The sequence below is a fragment of the Escherichia sp. E4742 genome, assembly GCF_005843885.1.
Classification (GTDB): Bacteria; Pseudomonadota; Gammaproteobacteria; order Enterobacterales; family Enterobacteriaceae; genus Escherichia.
In genome coordinates this window covers 1118703-1138429 of sequence record NZ_CP040443.1, presented here as the reverse complement: position 1 = coordinate 1138429, position 19727 = coordinate 1118703, and the positions used below count along the sequence as shown (strand labels likewise).

General features: G+C 50.1%; 15 protein-coding genes. All 15 read left to right on the top strand.

Annotated elements, in window-relative coordinates:
* The first annotated feature begins 42 nt into the window (after nucleotides 1-42).
* The 15 genes from FEM44_RS05485 to tssJ all read left to right on the top strand — a co-directional run bounded on the left by FEM44_RS05485 (nucleotide 43) and on the right by tssJ (nucleotide 19724).
* Nucleotides 43-858: a lysozyme inhibitor LprI family protein gene (locus FEM44_RS05485; RefSeq protein ID WP_240731771.1), complete on the top strand. Its 816-nt coding sequence runs from the start codon at nucleotides 43-45 to the stop codon at nucleotides 856-858.
* A gap of 59 nt (nucleotides 859-917) precedes the next feature.
* On the top strand, nucleotides 918-3278 hold the full coding sequence (locus FEM44_RS05480) for a type VI secretion system Vgr family protein (RefSeq protein ID WP_240726885.1): 2361 nt from the start codon (nucleotides 918-920) through the stop codon (nucleotides 3276-3278).
* Nucleotides 3279-3284: 6 nt separating this feature from the next.
* A complete protein-coding gene (locus tag FEM44_RS05475) occupies nucleotides 3285-3830 on the top strand; it encodes a DUF3828 domain-containing protein (RefSeq protein ID WP_240726884.1) in 546 nt (181 codons plus the stop codon).
* 73 nt (nucleotides 3831-3903) lie between these two features.
* A complete protein-coding gene (locus tag FEM44_RS05470; RefSeq protein WP_028131558.1) occupies nucleotides 3904-4374 on the top strand; it encodes a DUF3828 domain-containing protein in 471 nt (156 codons plus the stop codon).
* A gap of 342 nt (nucleotides 4375-4716) precedes the next feature.
* Nucleotides 4717-7185 carry a hypothetical protein gene (locus FEM44_RS25430; RefSeq protein ID WP_441316614.1) on the top strand — a complete coding sequence of 823 codons (2469 nt, stop codon included), beginning with the start codon at nucleotides 4717-4719 and terminating at the stop codon, nucleotides 7183-7185.
* Nucleotides 7175-7753: a hypothetical protein gene (locus tag FEM44_RS05460; RefSeq protein ID WP_135523303.1), complete on the top strand. Its 579-nt coding sequence runs from the start codon at nucleotides 7175-7177 to the stop codon at nucleotides 7751-7753. The genes FEM44_RS25430 and FEM44_RS05460 overlap by 11 nt, the downstream gene beginning before the upstream one ends.
* A 548-nt stretch (nucleotides 7754-8301) precedes the next feature.
* The gene (locus FEM44_RS05455) at nucleotides 8302-8565 is read left to right on the top strand and encodes a PAAR domain-containing protein (protein ID WP_135523302.1); all 264 of its coding nucleotides are present in this window, start codon (nucleotides 8302-8304) and stop codon (nucleotides 8563-8565) included.
* A gap of 2 nt (nucleotides 8566-8567) precedes the next feature.
* Complete coding sequence (locus FEM44_RS05450; RefSeq protein WP_135523367.1) at nucleotides 8568-9776, top strand: hypothetical protein; 1209 nt, start codon at nucleotides 8568-8570, stop codon at nucleotides 9774-9776.
* Nucleotides 9769-13137, top strand: a complete 3369-nt coding sequence (locus FEM44_RS05445) for an ImcF-related family protein (protein ID WP_135523301.1) — start codon at nucleotides 9769-9771, stop codon at nucleotides 13135-13137. The genes FEM44_RS05450 and FEM44_RS05445 overlap by 8 nt, the downstream gene beginning before the upstream one ends.
* Before the next feature lie 2 nt (nucleotides 13138-13139).
* On the top strand, nucleotides 13140-13409 hold the full coding sequence (locus FEM44_RS05440) for a hypothetical protein (RefSeq protein WP_135523300.1): 270 nt from the start codon (nucleotides 13140-13142) through the stop codon (nucleotides 13407-13409).
* Nucleotides 13406-15019 (top strand): type VI secretion system protein TssA, encoded by a 1614-nt coding sequence (gene tssA / locus FEM44_RS05435; RefSeq protein WP_138158926.1) that lies wholly within the window; start codon nucleotides 13406-13408, stop codon nucleotides 15017-15019. Before FEM44_RS05440 ends, tssA begins: the two co-directional genes overlap by 4 nt.
* A gap of 28 nt (nucleotides 15020-15047) precedes the next feature.
* Nucleotides 15048-16160, top strand: a complete 1113-nt coding sequence (locus FEM44_RS05430; protein WP_138158924.1) for a lysozyme inhibitor LprI family protein — start codon at nucleotides 15048-15050, stop codon at nucleotides 16158-16160.
* 182 nt (nucleotides 16161-16342) lie between these two features.
* The gene (gene tssF / locus FEM44_RS05425; protein WP_135523298.1) at nucleotides 16343-18112 is read left to right on the top strand and encodes a type VI secretion system baseplate subunit TssF; all 1770 of its coding nucleotides are present in this window, start codon (nucleotides 16343-16345) and stop codon (nucleotides 18110-18112) included.
* Nucleotides 18076-19164, top strand: coding sequence for a type VI secretion system baseplate subunit TssG (gene tssG / locus FEM44_RS05420; protein WP_135523297.1), 1089 nt, complete (start codon nucleotides 18076-18078; stop codon nucleotides 19162-19164). Before tssF ends, tssG begins: the two co-directional genes overlap by 37 nt.
* Nucleotides 19165-19199: 35 nt before the next feature.
* Nucleotides 19200-19724, top strand: a complete 525-nt coding sequence (gene tssJ, locus FEM44_RS05415; protein ID WP_135523296.1) for a type VI secretion system lipoprotein TssJ — start codon at nucleotides 19200-19202, stop codon at nucleotides 19722-19724.
* The last annotated feature ends 3 nt before the right edge of the window (nucleotides 19725-19727 follow it).

The window sequence follows — 19727 nt, the reverse complement described above, 5'->3', positions numbered from 1 at the left end:
GGATTTAATCATTCCAAATCGGTGTATAAAAAGGAAATGAAAATGTTTAAAAGAATGATGTTATTAGCAGTGATTACTGCATCTACTGGTACGGCTAATGCCGGATTATTTGATTCAAATGATTTCAAATGCGGTAGAGAAGATGCAGTAAAAGCACTTTCCGATTATATAAAAAACGACGCTGCGGGGCTGTTGCAAAGTGATTTTATTACGAAGGGTGATTTTAATTATGATAAACCTGTTTCAGTTTATCAGCAGATGCTGAACGGCATGGCTGTGAACGTGACTAATGTATCAACATCCGGTAAAGGGAATTACGGTCTGAATTGTAGCGCCACTATTTCAGTTAAGATCCCGCAAAATACACTCGATATTGTAAAAAAATTTCCTGATTATTTGTCAGATATTACTCGTGGTGGTGGTCGGATAAATAATGATAATGTCACTTGGGATGTTGTTAAATACAGCGCCAGGCTTGCTGATAATAACAAGAACATTATTTTTAGTGAATTTAGTCGCTCCTATATCTCCAGAGCCATATACGAGATGAGCGTCCTGTCAGTCAATAAAGAACAGATTGTTCACACGTACTTACAAAGAGAGTTAATGAAAGCACAGTCTGCTTATGCAGGGGCAGACCGTGAGCTGAATGCAATATGGAAAGCATTGCCTGATTCTGTTCGTAATTCAATGAAAAAAGAACAGCTGGCATGGGTTAACAGCAAAACGTCGAAATGTGGAAAGCTCTCTGATGCAACATCAGAAACAACAAACATACAACATAGAGTTGACATTTATCAGTGCCAAACCCGGATGACGGATGAAAGAATCTCCTGGTTGACGGGGGAAAGTGATTAACTGTCCGGCTTGTTGTTCTGGTAAATATTGATGTCTGAGGAAGTGTGGGGGATATAAGGGTGAAGAGTGATTCAGTGACTGTTCTGGCGAAGAAAAATTTTGATGAATTTTTGGGACTGTCCCGTTACAGACTGGATATTCACGATTGCCCGCACTTCCTGGATGTTTTTAATTTCAGGGCAGAAGAGAAACTCAGTCAGCCCTGGCGTTATGACGTGGTCGTTACCTGCTCTTCTGCGGATATTGCCTGTGATTCGTTACTGCTTAAGCCAGCATCATTTACTTTCCAGACCCCGGTGTCTGACGGAACACCGGCCCTGCCGATCAGGAGGGTATTCGGCGTGGTTGAGTCGTTTCGCCGTATCTCTGCCTCGAATGATGAGACCCGTTACGCACTGACGATCGTTCCCCGTATCGCCCTTCTGAACTATACGAAAGGGAGCGAAATCTACCTCAATCAGTCAGTCACTGAAGTGGTTGAGCAGGTATTGCGTAAACATGGTCTGGAAGGGCAGGATTTTGAATTCCGGCTCTCCCGGGAGTATCCACCCCGGGAGCTCATCACCCAGTGGCGGGAGACTGACCTTGAGTTTATCCGGCGCCTGCTGGCGGAGGTGGGGATTTACTGGCGTTATGAAATGGACAGCCGTCTTGAGCAGGACATAGTGATTTTCCAGGACAGCCAGCAGCAGTATGAATTTGGCATCACGCTGCCATTGCGCAATCAGGCCGGGATGAGTGACAGCGGACAGGAGAGCATCTGGGATATTCAGACCACCTGTAACGTGGTGAGCGGAAGTGTGGTCACCCGGGACTACAACTACCGTGAAGCGCTGAAACCTCAGGACAGTGCCGAAAGTATTTTCAGTAAGGAAGGGATCACCACCGGAGAAACGTACCATTATGCTGAACCCTTCCTGACGGCAGGTGACGCTGAAAGCCCGGAGACCGGGGCATACTTTGCCCGTCTGCGCCACGAACGCATTCTGAATGCGCAGTATCGTGTCAGCGGGCATTCCTCCAGCCCTTATCTGACGCCGGGTCAGGTACTTGAAACGGACGGCACGTTACCCGATGTCGTCAGGGAAGGCATCGTTATCACCACGGTGCGTTCCCGCGGTTCACGCAAAAGTTGCTTTACGCTGACGTTTGAGGGGATCCCCTACAGCGAAACCGTCTGCTGGCGTCCGGCACTGCTCAGTCGCCCGGTGATATCCGGTTCGCTTCCGGCGCGGATTGAGAGTCACGAGAAGAACGATATCTACGCCCATCTGGACGATCAGGGGCGTTACCGGGTGAAGCTGGACTTCGACCGCAACAGTACAGAACGGGGTTACGCTTATCTGTGGCTGCGGCTGGCTAAACCTTATGCCGGTGATACGTACGGTTTCCACTCACCGCTTATCGACGGAACTGAAGTGGCCATTGTATTTGATGGCGGAGATCCGGATCGTCCCTACATTGCTTATGCCCTGCATGATTCAGAGCATCCGGACCCTGTCACCAGTGACAACCATACGCGAAACGTGTGGCGCACTCCTGCGAACAATAAGTTGCGGATGGAGGATAAGCGCCAGGAAGAGCATATCAAGCTCGCAACGGAATATGGCAAAACACAGCTGAACATGGGACACCTGGTCAACAGCCGGCGTGAAAAGCGAGGTGCCGGTTTTGAACTGCGAACGGATGAGCATGGGGCTGTACGTGCGGCAAAAGGGTTATTCCTGACGGCAGATGCCCAGGCCAGAGCCCAGGGACCGGTACTGGAAATGGCGGCAGCGATAAGTCAGATTAACCAGGCTAACAGCCAGATGCAGGCCCTGAACAGTGCAGCCGAAGCCGCCGGTGCCCTGCTCTGTGATATCAATACCCAGATTAGTTTTGTGACCGACAAAATCAGGGAGCTCCAGTCTGCGGTCCTGCTGGGTAGCGCGCCGCAGGGGGTGGCCCTGACCTCAGGTGAACACCTTCAGCTCTGCAGTACCCGTAACACCATGATCAATGCAGGCCAGCATCTTGATATCGGTGCGATGAAAAATCTGTCGGTAACGGTGGAAAAAGCCCTTGGTCTGTTTGTGCATAAAGACGGGGCGAAGCTGGTAGCCAACCAGGGAGATATTGAGATTCAGGCTCAGCACAACACGATGGCGCTGTTCTCTGAGAAACAGCTGACGGTGACCAGTAGTGAAGATGAAATTATTATCAGCACCCCGGAAACCCTGACGCTGAACGGTGGCGGGTCTTACCTGAGACTGAGTAAGAACGGTATTGAGCACGGCTCATCGGGTGAGTTTATTGTGAAGGCGTCTGACTATCTGGTGCCTGGTTCTGGCGCAAATCTCCCCAACGAAGCACCTGGTTTCAGCCTGACGGATATCACTCAGGAAAATAAAATCAGCAGTAAGTCTTTTAACGACTAAGGGCTGATGATGGATCCATTAATTTCTCATATGCGTAATGTGTTTTTGTTTGCATCTTTGCTTTGTTTATCAAATTTTACACTGGCATCCGTGCAAGCAAGCGCAGAAAGCATGGTGTACGAGTTTTATAAGTCATATTTGAAAGAAAAATCATCAGACAATAGCCGACTTCTCAGCCAATATGTTTCTGATGAATTGATGAAAAGCATTAACGACTCAATGATGTGTAATTATGATTCTGATGATTCAGTGTCGGCAGAAGAACTCGAAGGGAAATGTTCACAGAAGCACGAATGCAAACAGTTTAAAGAGCGTTATATTTGCAACTGGCATGGTGTTTGGGTTGATACTGATGTTGATTACTTTACAAAATCACAGGATATTTATCCTTCGTGGAGAGCAAATATAAGTACCTTTGATGTTTTCCAGAAAGAGAATGACTCTTCAGTAAACGTTATTTTAGGGGCGGGCTCTGAGCCTAAAGTTAAATTTAAAGTTATGCTAAAAATAATTGATGAGAAATGGAAAATCACCAGCGTATCGGAACAGTAAGAGCCTGCTCATTTTCTAAAGTTCTCACATCGACTGCTCATACAAATACCAACATATCTACGGAGAGATTTTTATGTTGAAGATGATTCTTTTTGTTTGCTGCTTGTTCTGCGTGTCTGATGTGGCCCTGGCTTCAGCGAATAATAGTTCAATGCCTGGGGAAGTTGTTGCCAGATTTTATCATGATTACCTTGTCGCGTCTGAAATGCCTGACATGGAATCAGCTGACAAACTAACACAAAAAGCTATTTTTGAATATACAACTGAACATCTCAGAAGCCTGCGGGATAATGATGAATCAGGTGCCGATTATTTTTTAGATGCTCAGGATATATGTGAAGAATGGAAAGACAGCATTAATGTGGAAACTGTTTCAGAGAACGACCTGGTCGCACAGGTTAAGTTAACATTAGGATATGGTAAGGGCGTGTCCCTGTATGCCATTAGCCTGGCTAGAGAAAAAGGTAAGTGGTTAATGGATTCTGTTAAGCCTATATTCCATAGTAGTATTTATTGCCCTCGACAAGCAGAGGGAGAAGAATAAATGCTGGACAAGAAAATCGCAGTTAGCGTTTTGAACTCACAGGCTCTGACCAGAGCTAAAATTAATGCTGATAATTTTAAAAAGGGCATTGATAAAAAACTTAAATATGGTGAGTCGAAATGTGCCCGTTATGTTAAAAAAGCATTGATTGCTGGTGGGGCATCGGTAAAGAACTCAGGAATTGAATCAGCAAAAGACTACGGTCCATGGCTGCTAGAAAATGGCTTTAAAGTTGTGGATAACGCGACAACAGTGCGTAGTGGCGGTGTATTCACAATTTCTGGTCAGCAAGTGGGGGATGTTGTCGTAATCCAGGCGGCACCACATCATGTGCATGGACATATGGCGATGTTTAATGGTACACACTGGGTATCTGATTTTATCCAGGAAAAGGGGTTCTATCCTGCCCAGATATATCGTGATCAAAATATACCCTATGCACTTTATCGTTATGGTGATAATACCACATCAGAGCAGAACGCCTCGGCTACCCAAAAAGGAAAAATTAAAATTGTCTGGCCTATTCCCTCCAACAACCGGGGGAGTGAGTTTAAAAATCAGGAAGAGATACTCGCTCATTTAGCGGGAGAATCTACCGGACTGTACATGATAGGCCGCAACGGCATGTGGCATGGTGGGATCCATATCACCGAAGCCACGACGCCATGGTGTGCGCTTAGTGGTAAGTCTCCACTTGAAGCGATAGATTTTCCGGTTCCTTTTAAAGGCGAGCAGGCTATACGTTGTATGGCTGATGGGGAAGTTGTTGCTTATCGTGTCTGCAAGGATTATCTGACGCTAGGCTGGGAATCAGGTCCGCTAAGTTTTTCGGGCTCATTTGTTCTGGTGAAACACTATATCCAGCCGGGTGAGAAAGAAACCAGCGGACTGCATTTCTATACTCTGTATATGCATCTTGCGCCGTATTCAGCTTATGAATCTGAAGCAGAAAATCAGTGGGTCGTTCAGGACACTCTAAAAGCATATTCTGAAATGGACTGGCTGACGGCGAAACTGACTTCAGATGAAACTTCTCCACAAATTGCAGGGTACATGCCTGAAGGGGCCAGAGTGGAGTGGGACCCGGCAGACAGCAATCTTAACGCTACAGGAAGTAACAAGAGAAAATACGGTCTTGTGACGCTAAAGGGTTTACCAGAAAAAACCAGCAGTACTCTCACTCCCGGTCAGCGCTACTGGGTTGTTGTGGATAACAACAATGTTAAGCCAGCGTCGGGGGCCGGGCCCGGCTGGTGGCGACACTTGCTGCCTCCCGCAAAGGAAGTCATGGTATTCGATAAAACAGTAAGCCTCCGTTCCCCATTCGCCATTAAGGCTGGTGACCCGATTGGGCACATGGGCTACTATCAGGCACCAAAGGATGGGGGGTATGAGGCACGATATCAGGTACACATCGAATGCACGAGTATGGATGATAATCTGGAGAAATTCCTGACCAATCCTGAGCAGGTGGGAAAAAATAATCCACTCTGGCTGAAGTACGCCCCGGGACTTGCGTTGTACAAGAAAGATGTTTCTACAGGAACATTCACGAAGGATACGGGGGTGACGGTCAGGACGGGAATTCTGCCACTGAAACAGGTGCAAACAGAAGTCGATAAGTCGACCAAACAGGAATACTGGCAATTGCGGCCAGAAAACGCGTACGTGCCAAAAGGTCAGGTGGAATCTCAACTTTTGTCACAGTATGATCTGGCAAAGCTGGGGTTCAGAACTGAAATCGCAGAGCCTACCAGCTTTGATTACCTGGATGGAAAAAAACAGCCCACTGGATTCTTCCGCAGTCTTATCAACTCACTCTATGAGGCTGCGATCGATGATTCGCGAACCAGCCATGCGCTGGTGAAGCATAATTATCAGCGCCTGCTGGATAAAATTGATAGTGGAAGCGATCGTTACTCTCCAATGGAATACTGGAGAGCACTTCATAATCCCGATTATCGTGATGTTCTTCAGAAAACAATCGTTAAACATCCCAGCGACTGGTACTTCAAAAAAGACGATGCAATCTGGCAACCATTTCTGAATGCACTAAAGAAAGATGCACCTGAATGGAAGAAATACAGTGAGGATTTTCTTGATAAGATGGCCTGGATGCAGGATGTGACCACGGAGAAACTGGGGCCTTCGTTGTGGCATATGCATCCGATTGCCTTTCTTGGAGCATTAATAAAGAAAAATACTGGGTGGGCGCATAGCAAGTTTGCAAACCTTTTGGGAAGTGTCGAGTCAAAAAATGATTATTCGGCATATAATGTTACTAAGACAGGTAAATCTGTCCCGCACTATAATACTAATCTCACAAAAATGACAATATCTGAGGTAATTGATGCCCAAAGAGAACGAAATATGTTCGCCACAGGTCGATTCCAGATAATCCCAGAGACGCTTAAAAGAGCAGTAAAAGCACTTAATCTTGATACTTCGAAACTATACGATGCTGCGATGCAGGATCAGATATTTGAGCAGTTTTTGATTAGATTGAAACGGCCAGCATTTATCAATTATCTTGAGGGTAACGGAAGTGCTGAAGATGCGATTTATGCGTGGGCGAAAGAATTTGCATCAGCTGGTGTCCGTAAAGGAAAGAGTATAAGCCCTAAAAAAGAACCAGTATTGGATGCAAACGGTTTGCCGGTTTATGAAAATGGTAAAAAGAAATACAGGTTAGTACCTAGGGTGGCAGAAGTTGAGGGGGAGTCGTACTATTCTGGTGATGGATTGAATAAAGCTCACCTATTACCAGATACGATGATTAAAGCTCTTGAGGATTCTAAAAATGGGATGTAATAAAAAATCAAACAAATTTTTGCTTTTTGTGTCATGCATGCTCTTGTCGTTTGTAACGTACTCACAAGACAGTTCTAATCCTCAGTTTTCTGACTACCTAGTTCCTGTAAGCAACGGACCATTTGAAAAGAATATTCACTTTAATAAAGAGCAGGAAAATTACTCGCAACACTGGAAGAATGCAGTCCAAGAGGAATTAAAAAAGCCTGTTAATTTTGCAGGGCACTTTAGAATCTATACAGCCTTTGGCGGTCATGGTAAAGAATGCCTTCGTGATAATTGGGTATGTGGTTGGGTTATTGATAAACTATCAGGGGAAGTTGTAGCAACACTTCCATCAGATAATAATGGAAGTTATAACTATGCTGATGTGTCTGATAATGGTACCCCTGTTGGTCTTCCATTTGAGATTGATACTTATAAAAATAGTTCAATGATTGCAATAACCGGTCAATCTATCTCAGTAAGCAAGAGTGATAATCCTGTATGTAAAACGACTTTATTTAATTTTAATAATAATGAATATGTGAAATTAATTGAATCATTGGACGGGTGTAATAATCAATAAATCTCTCATGAATATTCATCATAATGAGAAAACGACAGTAGTAAAATTCGGATGCGACATGTATCAGTGAACGTTCAGGGTTGAGTTAATAGATTCGACTCTAAATCCGTGATAAATGTTAGTTTAAGCTAACCAAATGGACTTAAGAAAAACATAGCTTGTTTGCATTTCTCACATGTAATAATTTTGCTGTTGTAGGTGAAATGCCAAGGGTAATTATTTCCTCAGAAAAGAATGTTTGTGGTATAAAAATTAATGACGAGTTTGTAAATATGTAGGTGGTTACAAATGTGAATTTTATTGCGCACTATCTGTAGTATCGCATTCATATTTGTATGAAATTGGCAAAAAATAATAGTATTTATTGATAACCCAATGGTAAATACATGCGATGGGGAACACTATCTATCAATAATCAGTGGCCCGGAAACATTCATAATAAAAATCCAGACAATCACTATCGATGGCACGAATAAAAAGATCCCAGCAGAAACATGGGAATTAAAGAATGATGAATTAGTGAAGAGATAAGAAAGAGGAATTTAATAATGCTTCAGATTATTTGTAAAGGTGATAAAACTACTCACGGTGGTTCCGTCCTGACTGCTTCTAAAACGATGAAGTTCGGTGGGATCGGTATTGCACGTAAAGGCGACAAAGTGTCATGTCCGATCCCGGGTCATGGTCCTACCACCATTATTGAAGGTAATCCTGATTATCTTGATCATGGCATCCCGGTGGCATTTCACGGTCATAAATGCGCCTGTGGTTGCACATTGATCAGCTCATTTGCCGCAGCAAAGGTTGCCTGATTATGCCGGTCTGGCTGGATGCCATCCCTGAAAAGGCCCCAAAGATAGTGCGCCCCGATACTCGCCGCTGGCTGTTGTTCCTGGCATTTATCATGCTGGGGGGGATAGCGCTCACATTATGGTGCTGGACGTCAGAACGAACAGGATTTGTCTTCTGGTTCACCGCTCTGGGGCTTCCATTTTGCACGTGGGGGCTTATTTTCGGTTTACGCCGGTTTGCTTATAAAGCCGGGCAGGTGGGAGCTGAGTCCCGAAATGTCGAGCGGGAAGCGCTTATTGACAGTGAAATTCTGCGTGGTCAGCGCTGCGCCTGGATCCTCGGTACTTATATTCAGAGCCCGGCCGGAAACAAAGCCGATGACCTGCTTGAGGCAATGGAAGTCGCGGCGCCTGCTATCGATTTCTCGCACCCAAGAGGATGTGACAAACCGGTCAGATACGCGGCATTACCAGAATATCAGACAGATTTAACGAAGGCTCTGAAAGGGGCGGTGAATAAACTGACCACGCGTGTAGAAGGGATAGTTCAGCCGCTTCCGCCCGCGCTACCATGCTGGCTGGTGCTGGATTGTGATAACGATCTGTATCCCCTGATTGAAGAGCAGCTTAAAGCCGACCTCTCACTCAAGACGGGCAGGATTTTTCGCCTGATGACCGGAAAAGGACTGGGGGCGTTTGATGCCTGGCTGGACAAGCGATGGGACACCCCAGGCATTCTGGTTGTCATCACGCTGTCGTTACCTGCCTCTCCCCGGGAAGAAGATGCTGATGCTGTCTCAATGGTGGTATTAAGCAACCGCAACACCCATGCCTGGCCGGATGCACTTCGCCTTCATCGCCCCGAAAGGGGAACAGAAACAACGCTCACAAAGACACTTACCCGGGCGCTGCTCTGGGCGAAGACCCGGCCCAATGAGCTCAAGGGAAGCTGGATCTCCGGTCCCACATTGACGTCGGGCAGTGGCTGGAATAATGCCTGCGAAGAGAACGGAGTGACATTTAGCCTTTCAGAAGACAATTTCAGTATCGATCCCGTGTTGGGCTATACCGGCCATGCTGCTCCATGGCTTGCCATCACGCTTGCTGATGCTGCCTTTGAACAACGAGGGGCGCAGGTTATCGCTGCCCAGCCCACCACTGACAAAGACGACGTCTGGGTCGCCGTCATCACCAAAGAAGAAGTTCGCAAGGAATCACCCGGGAATGGCTAAGGTAAAAGTAAAAACACTCATCGGCTCTGTTGTAACTGTCGCCTTTTTTCTGACGGTCATCGTGGCATTTCTTTTTTATGCTTTTCCGGAAAACGTCGCTTCGGCCACCGGCTTCGGTCCGTATGGCAGTCAGCGCATACTCACATTCTGCGCCATACTGGTTGCCACGTTGTTTTTGCTCGGCTGGCTGACGGAGAAGGCTTTCGACTTTGCCGGTAAATCCGGGCTGTATTTCCAGTGGGGGCAGAAAAAGGCTGAGAGTATCACTCCGGTGGTGAACCCCAGTCCCGGTGAAGACGACGATGAACCGGTTTTCAGTGAAGATGCCGTTTCAGAACATTTGCGCTTTCGCTATGGGCGTCGCTGGCAGCGTAAGGTACGACTTCTGCTGGTGATGGGGGATCCGGATGTGGTCCGGAAAGCGGCCCCGGGTCTTTGCCATGACCTCTGGCAGGAAGGTGACGGCTACGTGTTGATTTATGGCGGAGACGCGCAGTCACTCCCGGACGAGATCTTCCTTTCAAAACTGAAACGTCTGCGATCCGGGCAACCGGTTGATGGCATCATTCAGGTGATGAGTATTTCAGCCCTCCCGACGGATGGCGAACGTGATGCCCTCCTGCGTTACCGCCAGAAAGCCGACCATCAGCTTGGCTGGCAGGCGCCAGTCTGGCTGTGGCTGACTGACAACGCTACCGGTGCCCGGCAGGACGCGAAAGCGGCCGCAACAGGGGTCATCTTCGGACCGGAAGGAACTGTGAAAGGTGCGGACGAAGCGTTTTCCACACTGGCGTTACACCTGCAAAAAGCAGGAATGGCACAGATACTGAATGATCCTGCTGATTTCGGTCTCCTTCAGTTGTCACTCAGACTGCGGCAGGAGCTGAGAGCCAGCCTGGTTGTTTTGCTCAGTGGACTGATGCAGGGGACTGCGGCCTGGCGTCTACGCGGTGTCATGTTCAGCCCTGAACTGACCGTTGCCGGAGCGGTACCAAACACATGCCCCGACACACCTGACTGGAAAGCTATTATTGATGACTGTGATGCTGTTAGCGGCAGGAAGCTGGGCTTCAACTGGCTGAAGATGCTGCGATTGATTCTGCTTTCCCTGATTGTCCTGTGGGGGGCCGGAACATTGCTGTCCCTGATCGTTAACCGTACTCAGATTTATCAGGCGCAGGAAACGGCGAGACAGGCAGCGGATACAACAAAACCACTGGCTGAACGCCTGCGCAGCCAGCTTGTGCTCCAGCAGGCCATTGCCCGTCTGCAACATCGTGAGGCAACCGGTGCGCCATGGTACACACGATTTGGTCTTAATCAGGACAGCGACACGCTGGCCGCGCTCTGGCCGCTGTATGCGAAAAATAACGCACAGCTGATGAGGGATGCCACCGCAGACAGTCTCAGGCAGCAGCTGAATGCCTTTGTGCAACTCCCTCCTGCCAGTGATGCCCGTACGCAGGGCACACAGCATACTTACGACATACTCAAAAGTTATCTGATGCTGGCGCGTCCGGACAAAGCGGACGCCGGCTGGCTGGCGAAAAACGCGCTGAAAGCCTTACCGAAACGCCTGAATGTGCCGGATGGCATATGGCAGAACCTCGCACCGAAACTGCTGGGTTTTTATGCGCAAAACCTTCCGGCGCATCCGGAATGGAAAATTAAGCCTGACGATGAATTAATCAGTACGGTCCGTCAGATTCTGCTTAAGCAAATAGGCCAGCGGAACGCTGAGTCCGGGTTATATCAGGAGATGCTTAAGCGCGTGGCCAGCAACTGGCCTGATTTAACGCTTGCGGATATGACCAGTGACACCGATGCCTCAACAGTATTCAGCACTGACGAAGTCGTTCCTGGAATGTTTACGCGTCAGGCCTGGGAAGAGCAGGTACAGGATGCGATTGACGAGGTCGTGAAAACCCGCCGCGATGAAATTGACTGGGTACTGACGGACAAGACGCATCAGACAGGGAGCGATATCTCTCCGGAGGCGCTGAAGACCCGCCTGACTGAACGCTATTTTATCGATTTTGGCAATGCCTGGCTGAACATGCTCAACAGCATACAGTGGCAGGAAGCCACGTCACTTTCCGAAGCCATTGCCCAGTTGAGTCTGATCGGTGACGTCCGTCAGTCCCCGTTAGTTGCACTGATGAACACGCTGAACTACCAGGGGAAAACGGGGCAAAAGGGTGAGGCACTGGCTGATTCAATCGTGGATTCAGCGAAAAAGTTGCTCGATAAGAATAAAAATGGCAGGCAGTTTATTAAACAGGAACAGGGCTCTGAAGGCCCGCTCGATGGGGTATTTGGACCGCTGTCGGGGCTGATGGAGGGGAAAGAGGGGGCGGGTAGCAACGGTAATCTGAGCTTCCGGTCCTGGCTCGCCCGTGTAACCCAGATGCGGCTGAAGCTTCAGCAGGTTACCAGCGCCCCGGATCCGCAGGCGATGTCGCAGATGCTGGCCCGGGCCGTGTTTCAGGGCAAAGCCATCGACCTGACGGACACCCGCGATTACGGCAGCCTGGTCGCAGCAAGTCTGGGACAGGAATGGAGTGGATTTGGTCAGTCGTTGTTTGTACAACCGCTGGATCTGGCCTGGCGTCAGGTGCTTGTCCCGGCTGCGGGCAGCCTCAATACCCGCTGGCAGACAACCATAGTCGATCAGTGGAATAAGGCTTTTGCGGGGCGGTATCCGTTTAAAGCCACCGGCAGCGATGCCTCCCTGCCGTTACTGGCACAGTTCCTGCGTAGCGACTCGGGTCGGATCACGACGTTCCTGAAAACTCATCTTGGCGGGCTCCTCCACCAGGAGGGGAGTCGCTGGGTTGTTGATCCTTCCGCAAGCCAGGGGATGGTTGTCAGTCCGGATTTCCTCCGGGCGATTAATCAGCTGGCAGAGCTGTCAGATATCGTGTTCTCTCAGGGCGATGCGGGGGTTCACTTCGAACTGATGGCGCGTCCTTCACGGGATGTTGCCAGAGTGCAGCTTACCCTCGATGAACAGAATCTGGATTACTTCAATCAGATGGAAAGCTGGCAGAGCTTCACCTGGCCGGGGAATACTTACTATCCAGGTGTGTCGCTCACCTGGCGGAGTGTAAGCAGTGGTATGCAACTCTACGCCAGTCACCAGGGGAACTGGGGGTTTATTCGCCTGCTGGACAAAGCCCTGATCACGCCACTTGATGCCAGCCGTACACAACTGGTGTGGATCACTGCTGATGGTAATCCTCTGAAATTCGTCATGCGCAGTGAGCTGGGCGACGGTCCGCTTGCCTTACTGAAGCTACAGGGGTTTATGCTGCCCACCGCCATTTTTAACGTCGCCGCCGGCACGGAAGGTGTTGAGTAAAGATGAACAGGGGCATTCATCCGGCGCCGGTCCGGGGACTGATGGGCACATTTTTCACCCTTTCAGAGAAAGGTTCCTTCACGCCCGTCGGCGTTTTCGCCCCCATGTCAGAAAAAACGACCGGTAAGCTACCGGAAGGGCAAACTCACTCAGCTGGAGAAAATATGCTGCTGAAATGGACTCCACCACAAATCGTCAACAGTAAGGACGACGCTTCTCCGGAAGCGGTCGTGAGGTTTATGAAAGAGACTGACAAACAGGAACAAGAATGAGTTCACCGGAAGCCCTGTTAACGGCCTGCGCCGCCAGCCAGGAAGAAAGGCTGAGTCTCATTTCCCGCGCAAATGAGGCCCTGTCGCTCTGGGATAACTGGCTGCATCCATTCACCTCCGGATCTGAAACCGGGGACGATCCTGCATACGATGATAATTTTCAGCTGATGCGTGAAGAGATCAATAAGATTTCAGGTACCGATTCAGCGTTGTTGTGCGAACTGGCTCAGAAGTGCCTTTGCGAATGCGCCAGAGATATTCGAGTCGTGACCTGGTACGTGCTGGCCCGTCTCACCCGCGACGGTGAAAAAGGGTTGTCCGAAGGCTTATTACTTCTTGTTGCGATGCTGACCCGCTATGGACAGGCATGTCATCCCCGGCGTCCTGCCGCCCGGAAAGCTGCGCTGGAGTGGCTGAACAGTGCAAAAGTGACTGATGCACTGCTGTTATGGCCCGGGGTGGACAGCAATGAGGCCGGTCTGACGGCGGGTGCCATAAGCCTGCTGGGATCCGCCGTGGCAGACTGGCCGGAGGCTGAGAAACCGTCTTTTGCGGGGCTTTGTTCCGCGCTTGAGAACCGCCTGGCACGTTCAGGGGGTATGGAGGCACTGGTCCCCCAGAACAGCAGTCCCCGGGAGACCGGGCGTGAATCAGCTCCCCCGGACTCACCACAACTGGCAGCAGTGACATCGGGCCGCGACTTACTCGACCAGGCCAAGTTACTTTCCCGCTGGCTGAGCGGGCAGCCGCAGGGCTGGCTGGCTTCTCACCGGCTGATGAAGACGGTGCGGTGGGATACGGTCGATCAGCTCCCTTCGCTGGACAGTAGCGGGCGTACCCGTCTGGTACCCCCGAAAACCGGGTATCGCGCTCAGCTTAAGCGACTCTGGCTTCAGAAAAACTGGGTTGAGCTGATTGAACTGGCCAGTCAGATGTATTGCGAAGGGGTGAATCATTTCTGGCTCGATCTTCAGTGGTATCTCTGGCAGGGACTCAGTCATGCTGGTCAGCCCTGGGATTCCTGGTCTGACGCTGTCCTGTCAGATCTGCGGCTGTTGCTTAAACGTCTCCCGGGCCTTGAAGGGCTGGCATGGAATGACGGTACTCCCTTTGCTGACGAGGTCACCCTCGCCTGGATCGCTGAAAAAGTGAATGAAGAAGATGTGATGTACGGCGATGAAGCTGCCATTCCTGCCGTTGTTAATGGCCAGACTGACGATGTGCTGATCCTTGAGTCTGAAGCCATGGAAAAGGGAGACACGGAAGGGCCTGAAGCGGCGCTTGCCTGGCTCCAGTCCCGGCCGGGGATGGATACACCACGTCATCGCTGGCTGATACGCCTGCTCATGGCCCGGGTGGCAGAGCAGTATGGCCGGAACGATATGGCGCTTCATCTGCTTGGTGAACTCATTACCCGTGCGCCACAGCTGACGCTGGAAGACTGGGAGCCTGCTTTGTTGTTTGAAGTCCGGGCCCGACGCCTGAGGCTGCTACGGATGAAAGCCGGTCGCAGTGAATCTGATAAAGCCCATCTGATGCCTGAGATGGATACGCTGCTGGCGGGGCTGATCGCCATTGACCCGGCCCGTGCCATGGTGCTTTGCCAATAATCCTGAATGGAAACAAACAAGGAATATCATGCGTTATCGCTTTATTGCTCTGGCTTTATGTCTTCTTTCTGGCTGCAAAATTGCAGTATCTGCGGGATTTGATTGTTCTCTTGCAGATTTATCACCGACAGAAAAAACGATATGTAGCAATGAGTATTTATCAGGACTTGACAGTGCGCTTAACAATTTTTTTAAAAAGACCTATGACAGTTCTTTAAGCCGTGGACGTCTGGTGGAACGTCAAAAAGAATGGCTAAAAGAAAGAAACAGTTGCCTGGAGGATGTTTCCTGTATTACCAATAGCTATTTACTACGCAATCGAAGTTTAGCAGCAAGCAACAATCTCCGGAATGTCAATGATATTTTCAACCGTGAAGGTGACAAACTGGATGAAATGCTGGATGGTCCAATAAAGACAAGATCCGGATTTACAATAACCGATTCGCCATGGCTTGTAAAAAAAATATTTTCATCTGATAGTTTTGATGGAGGAATTAATTTTGAAAAAATGTATGTGTCGTCAGTACTGACATATCAGGAAATTAAAGGTGATTTGTACATTTATATTTCTGTCAGTGGACAGTATCAGGGTAAAAACGCCACACTTCTTGTGGAGCTTGTGGATGGTATAAGCCCCCGCATCATTCAACAGTATGATGGTAATGTGGATATAATATCCCGTACCCGGGATGCTCAGGGAAACGCTTTAGCGTACTTTTCTGTCAGGAATGATTCACATAAAGAATATCATTATTTGTTTATAACTCCGGATGGAGGTAAAGGTATTTCAGATATTTCCTCCGGGCAGGCAGAAGCACTGAGCCAGGAAACAACACCATGGACGGGTTATTGTGGGGCTTCAGAGTGTAATGCTTCATTACTATCACCTGATCGTAAATGGAGACTTGCTTCAAGTGACGGTGTACGTTCAAAGACCGGATGGAAGGCATTTAGGTATTGTAAAATCCAGCCAACCATGCCGGAAGGACCAGGGATTGAATGTTTTTTGCGGATAAGGCTGATAATTCAATCACTGATGATATTTTTGGATATTCCCGGAAATATGTATGGGGAGATGACAGCAATACATTTTATTTTGATATATAGCGGTGCATTAGGTGTGTATCGTCTGGAAAACTGACATTAACCAAAAAACAACAAAACGAATCATCCCCGTAGAAGGTATTCTGGATCCATTCTATATAAACTATGACGGAGAAGATCTGATTCTCTCTGTTTATACATATTCTTATCAGGGCGATTCTGAATCAGAAATATACATAGCCAAAGAACCTAATTAAATAAATCAGTATTTAAAATTGTATGGATGATTTAACCCTGCGCTATTACGAAGCAGAGATGCGCTATCTGCGGGAAGCCGGTAAAGAGTTTGCCCGTGCCCATCCTGATCGGGCAGCAATGCTGAATCTGGATAAGCCTGGCGCCTGCGATCCCAGTGTGGAACGTCTGTTTGAAGGCTTTGCCTTCCTGATGGGACGTTTGCGTGAAAAGCTGGATGATGACCTGCCGGAGCTCACCGAAGGGCTGGTGAGTCTGCTGTGGCCGCACTATATGCGGACTATCCCGTCGCTGGCCATCGTTGAGTTCTCGCCTGACTGGCGTAGTCTGCGTCAGGCCGAAATACTGGCCGAAGGCTTCTCCGTTCTGTCCCGTCCTGTCGGGCCGCATAAAACCGCCTGTCAGTACCGGACGACCCGCGATGTGTTGCTACAACCGCTGCACCTTGCTGATGCCCGCCTCCATACTGAATCCGATGGCCGCTCTGCTATCCGTCTGCGCTTCGAATGCCCTGAAAAAGTGGACTGGAATAAAGCCGGGATCGACAAAGTCGCCATTTTTCTTAACGCAGAGGCGCCGGTAAGCGCTGCGCTGCATCTGGCAATGACCCGGCGTGTACATGCCATGTATGCGCGTCATGCCGGGACATATACCGGACGTCATCAGTTTGACGGCTGGTGCAGACCCATGGGCTTTGACGACAATGACTGCCTGTGGAAGAAAGCTGATACAGCCTTCAGTGGTTACCAGTTGCTGCTGGAGTATTTCAGCTTCCGTCCGAAGTTTATGTTTGTTGAACTGCGCGGCCTCGACACCATTGGGCTCACTGCGGCCAGTACCTGGTTTGAAATCGACATTGTGCTCAGTGAAGCCTGGTCATCCGGTTTGCCTTTTGAGACAGAAAACTTCCGCCTGCACTGTGCGCCGGTTATCAATCTCTTTACCCTGGAAGCCGACCCGCTGATCCTTAACCCGCTGGATAACGAGTACCTGCTCAGGCCGCTGCGTCTTCAGGATGGTCACACCGAAATTTACAGCGTCGATAACATTCACGGCTCGGTGAAGAACGGCAGACACCCTTATGTCCCGTTCACCAGCTTCCGGCACCGGGGCGGTATGATGCGCCACGATGCTCCTGAACGTTATTACCACACCCGCGTGAAACGGGGACCCTCCGGCCTGTATGACACATGGTTAGTTCTCGGGGGACGCTCATTCGAACTGGAGCAGCTGTCTGATAAACCGGAGTCCCTCTCGATGCGAATCACCGCGACCAACGGGCAGCTTCCGCGCAGGGCGCTGGAAAGTACGCTCCTGGACAGGGTGGTCAAAACCGGCAAAGTCCCCGTCAGAGTCATGAACCTGACCGCACCGACGATGCCACTGTATCCCCCGGCAAATGACCGGTTTCACTGGCGGGTGATGAGTCACCTCGGATCAAACTTTCTCAGCATGATGGATAATCCGGAGGTGCTGCGGGGGACGCTGGCGCTCTATGACTGGACCGATGATGAAATGAACCGCCGCCGGCTTGAAGCCATCGTTGCCGTGAAGCACACCCTGATCCGCCGTTTTGAAAAGGGCTTTATGCTCCGTGGCGTGGACATTGAGGTCACGCTGAATATGGATAATTTTGCCGGCGAGGGCGATGTGAATCTTTTCGGGGAGATGTTGCACCGTTTCTTTGCGCTCTACGCTGATGTCCACCTTTTCAACCAGCTCACACTGGTACTGCAACCCACAGGGAAACGACTGAGATGGAAAGAGAATCACAGCCGGCACGTACCGGGCTGACGCAGGCCCTGGCCCTTAACAACGATATCTGGCGGGCCAGTTTTTATCGTTTCTGCCAGCTGCTGGAGCAGGAAAATCCGGACGGGCCAAAACTGGGCACGACCAGCCATCCGGGCGATGACCCGGTGCGATTCAGGCCCTGGCCCGGGATGGGATTCCCGGTCAGCACCCTGAAAGCGGTGGAGATCGACGAAGACCGTCCGACATTACCCCCAACGATCCGCACGACATTTCTCGGAATGTATGGGGTGGACTCACCTCTGCCGACGTCCTGGCTGGATGATATTACGCAGCGCCGTGAAGGATATGAGGCGCTCACCTCATTTCTGGATATTTTCAGCCACCGCATAACCACGCAGTACTACCGGATCTGGCGAAAATATGCATATCCGGCCACTTTTGAGGAGGGGGGACGCGATGCCACATCGCAGTGTCTGCTGGGGCTGGTCGGGCTCGGTATACCCGGCACCGCTGAACAGGTGGCAACGCCGGTTTCCCGTTTCCTGGCCTTACTGGGTGCCATGCGATTACCCACCCGCAATGCTGAAGGCATCCGGGCTCTGGTGAGTCTGCTGGCACCGAATACCCGTGCACTTATCACCAAACCTGATCCGGTTAAGGTCCATATCGATAACCGCAGTGGGCTGGGTGCCGGAAACCGCATCCGTCTTTCGCAGCGGGCCACGCTGGGTAAAACGGCAGGGGAAGCATGCAGCCGGCTCCTGATGACACTGGAAACAGCAGATCCGAACGAAGCGGAAGGCTGGTTGCCCGGAGGTGTCCTCCATACCGATTTGCTGGTTCTGCTGCGCGTTTATCTCGGCTACCGCAGTGACGTCCGGCTGCGACTCACTGTTCCCGTGCGGTTGTTGCCTGAGCCCCGCCTGGGCAAAGGCAGGCCTGTTCTGCTGGGCCGTACCGGTTTGCTGGGGCTGAAAGCGGGCAAGCTCAGCAATGGCCGGGAGAGTCTGACGGTCAGTCTGGGCTGCTACGAAGGGCTGAAATGTGCTGCGCTACCGCCTGCTGAAGACGGACATTATCGCTTCGAATAATCACCTGTTCTCTCTCTCAATAAAGGAACGCCTGAATGGTAACAGTAATCCGCTGGTGGGTGCCGATGTTTATTGCCTGTGGCCTGCTCGCAGGCTGCGGTCTGACGCAGACCGTCACGGACGGCACGATCAGCATCACGAAATCCATCTTCTACAAAAAAATCAAAACGCTGCATCTGGATTTTACCCCGCGCACGGCCATTAACGCTGACGGCGCACAGACGCCACTGGCAACCATGGTGCGGGTTTACCAGCTCAGGGATCGTAAAGCCGTTGATGTCGCCGATTACCAGACACTGCTGCGTAATGCCGATACGGTACTTAAGGACGACGTGCTGGCCTCAAAAGAGCTGCTGGTGATGCCCGGCGGCAGTGTGACGCTCAATATGCCCATGGATGAAGATGCGCAGTTTGTGGCTGTGGTGGGACTGTTTAACCGGCCAGAACAGAAGGACAATCGCTGGCGCCTGGTACTGACCCGTGATGACCTCAATCCGGATAAGCCCCGCACCATTGAACTGGGTGATGGCTGGCTCAGCCTTGTGCCGGTAAAGGAGTGACGT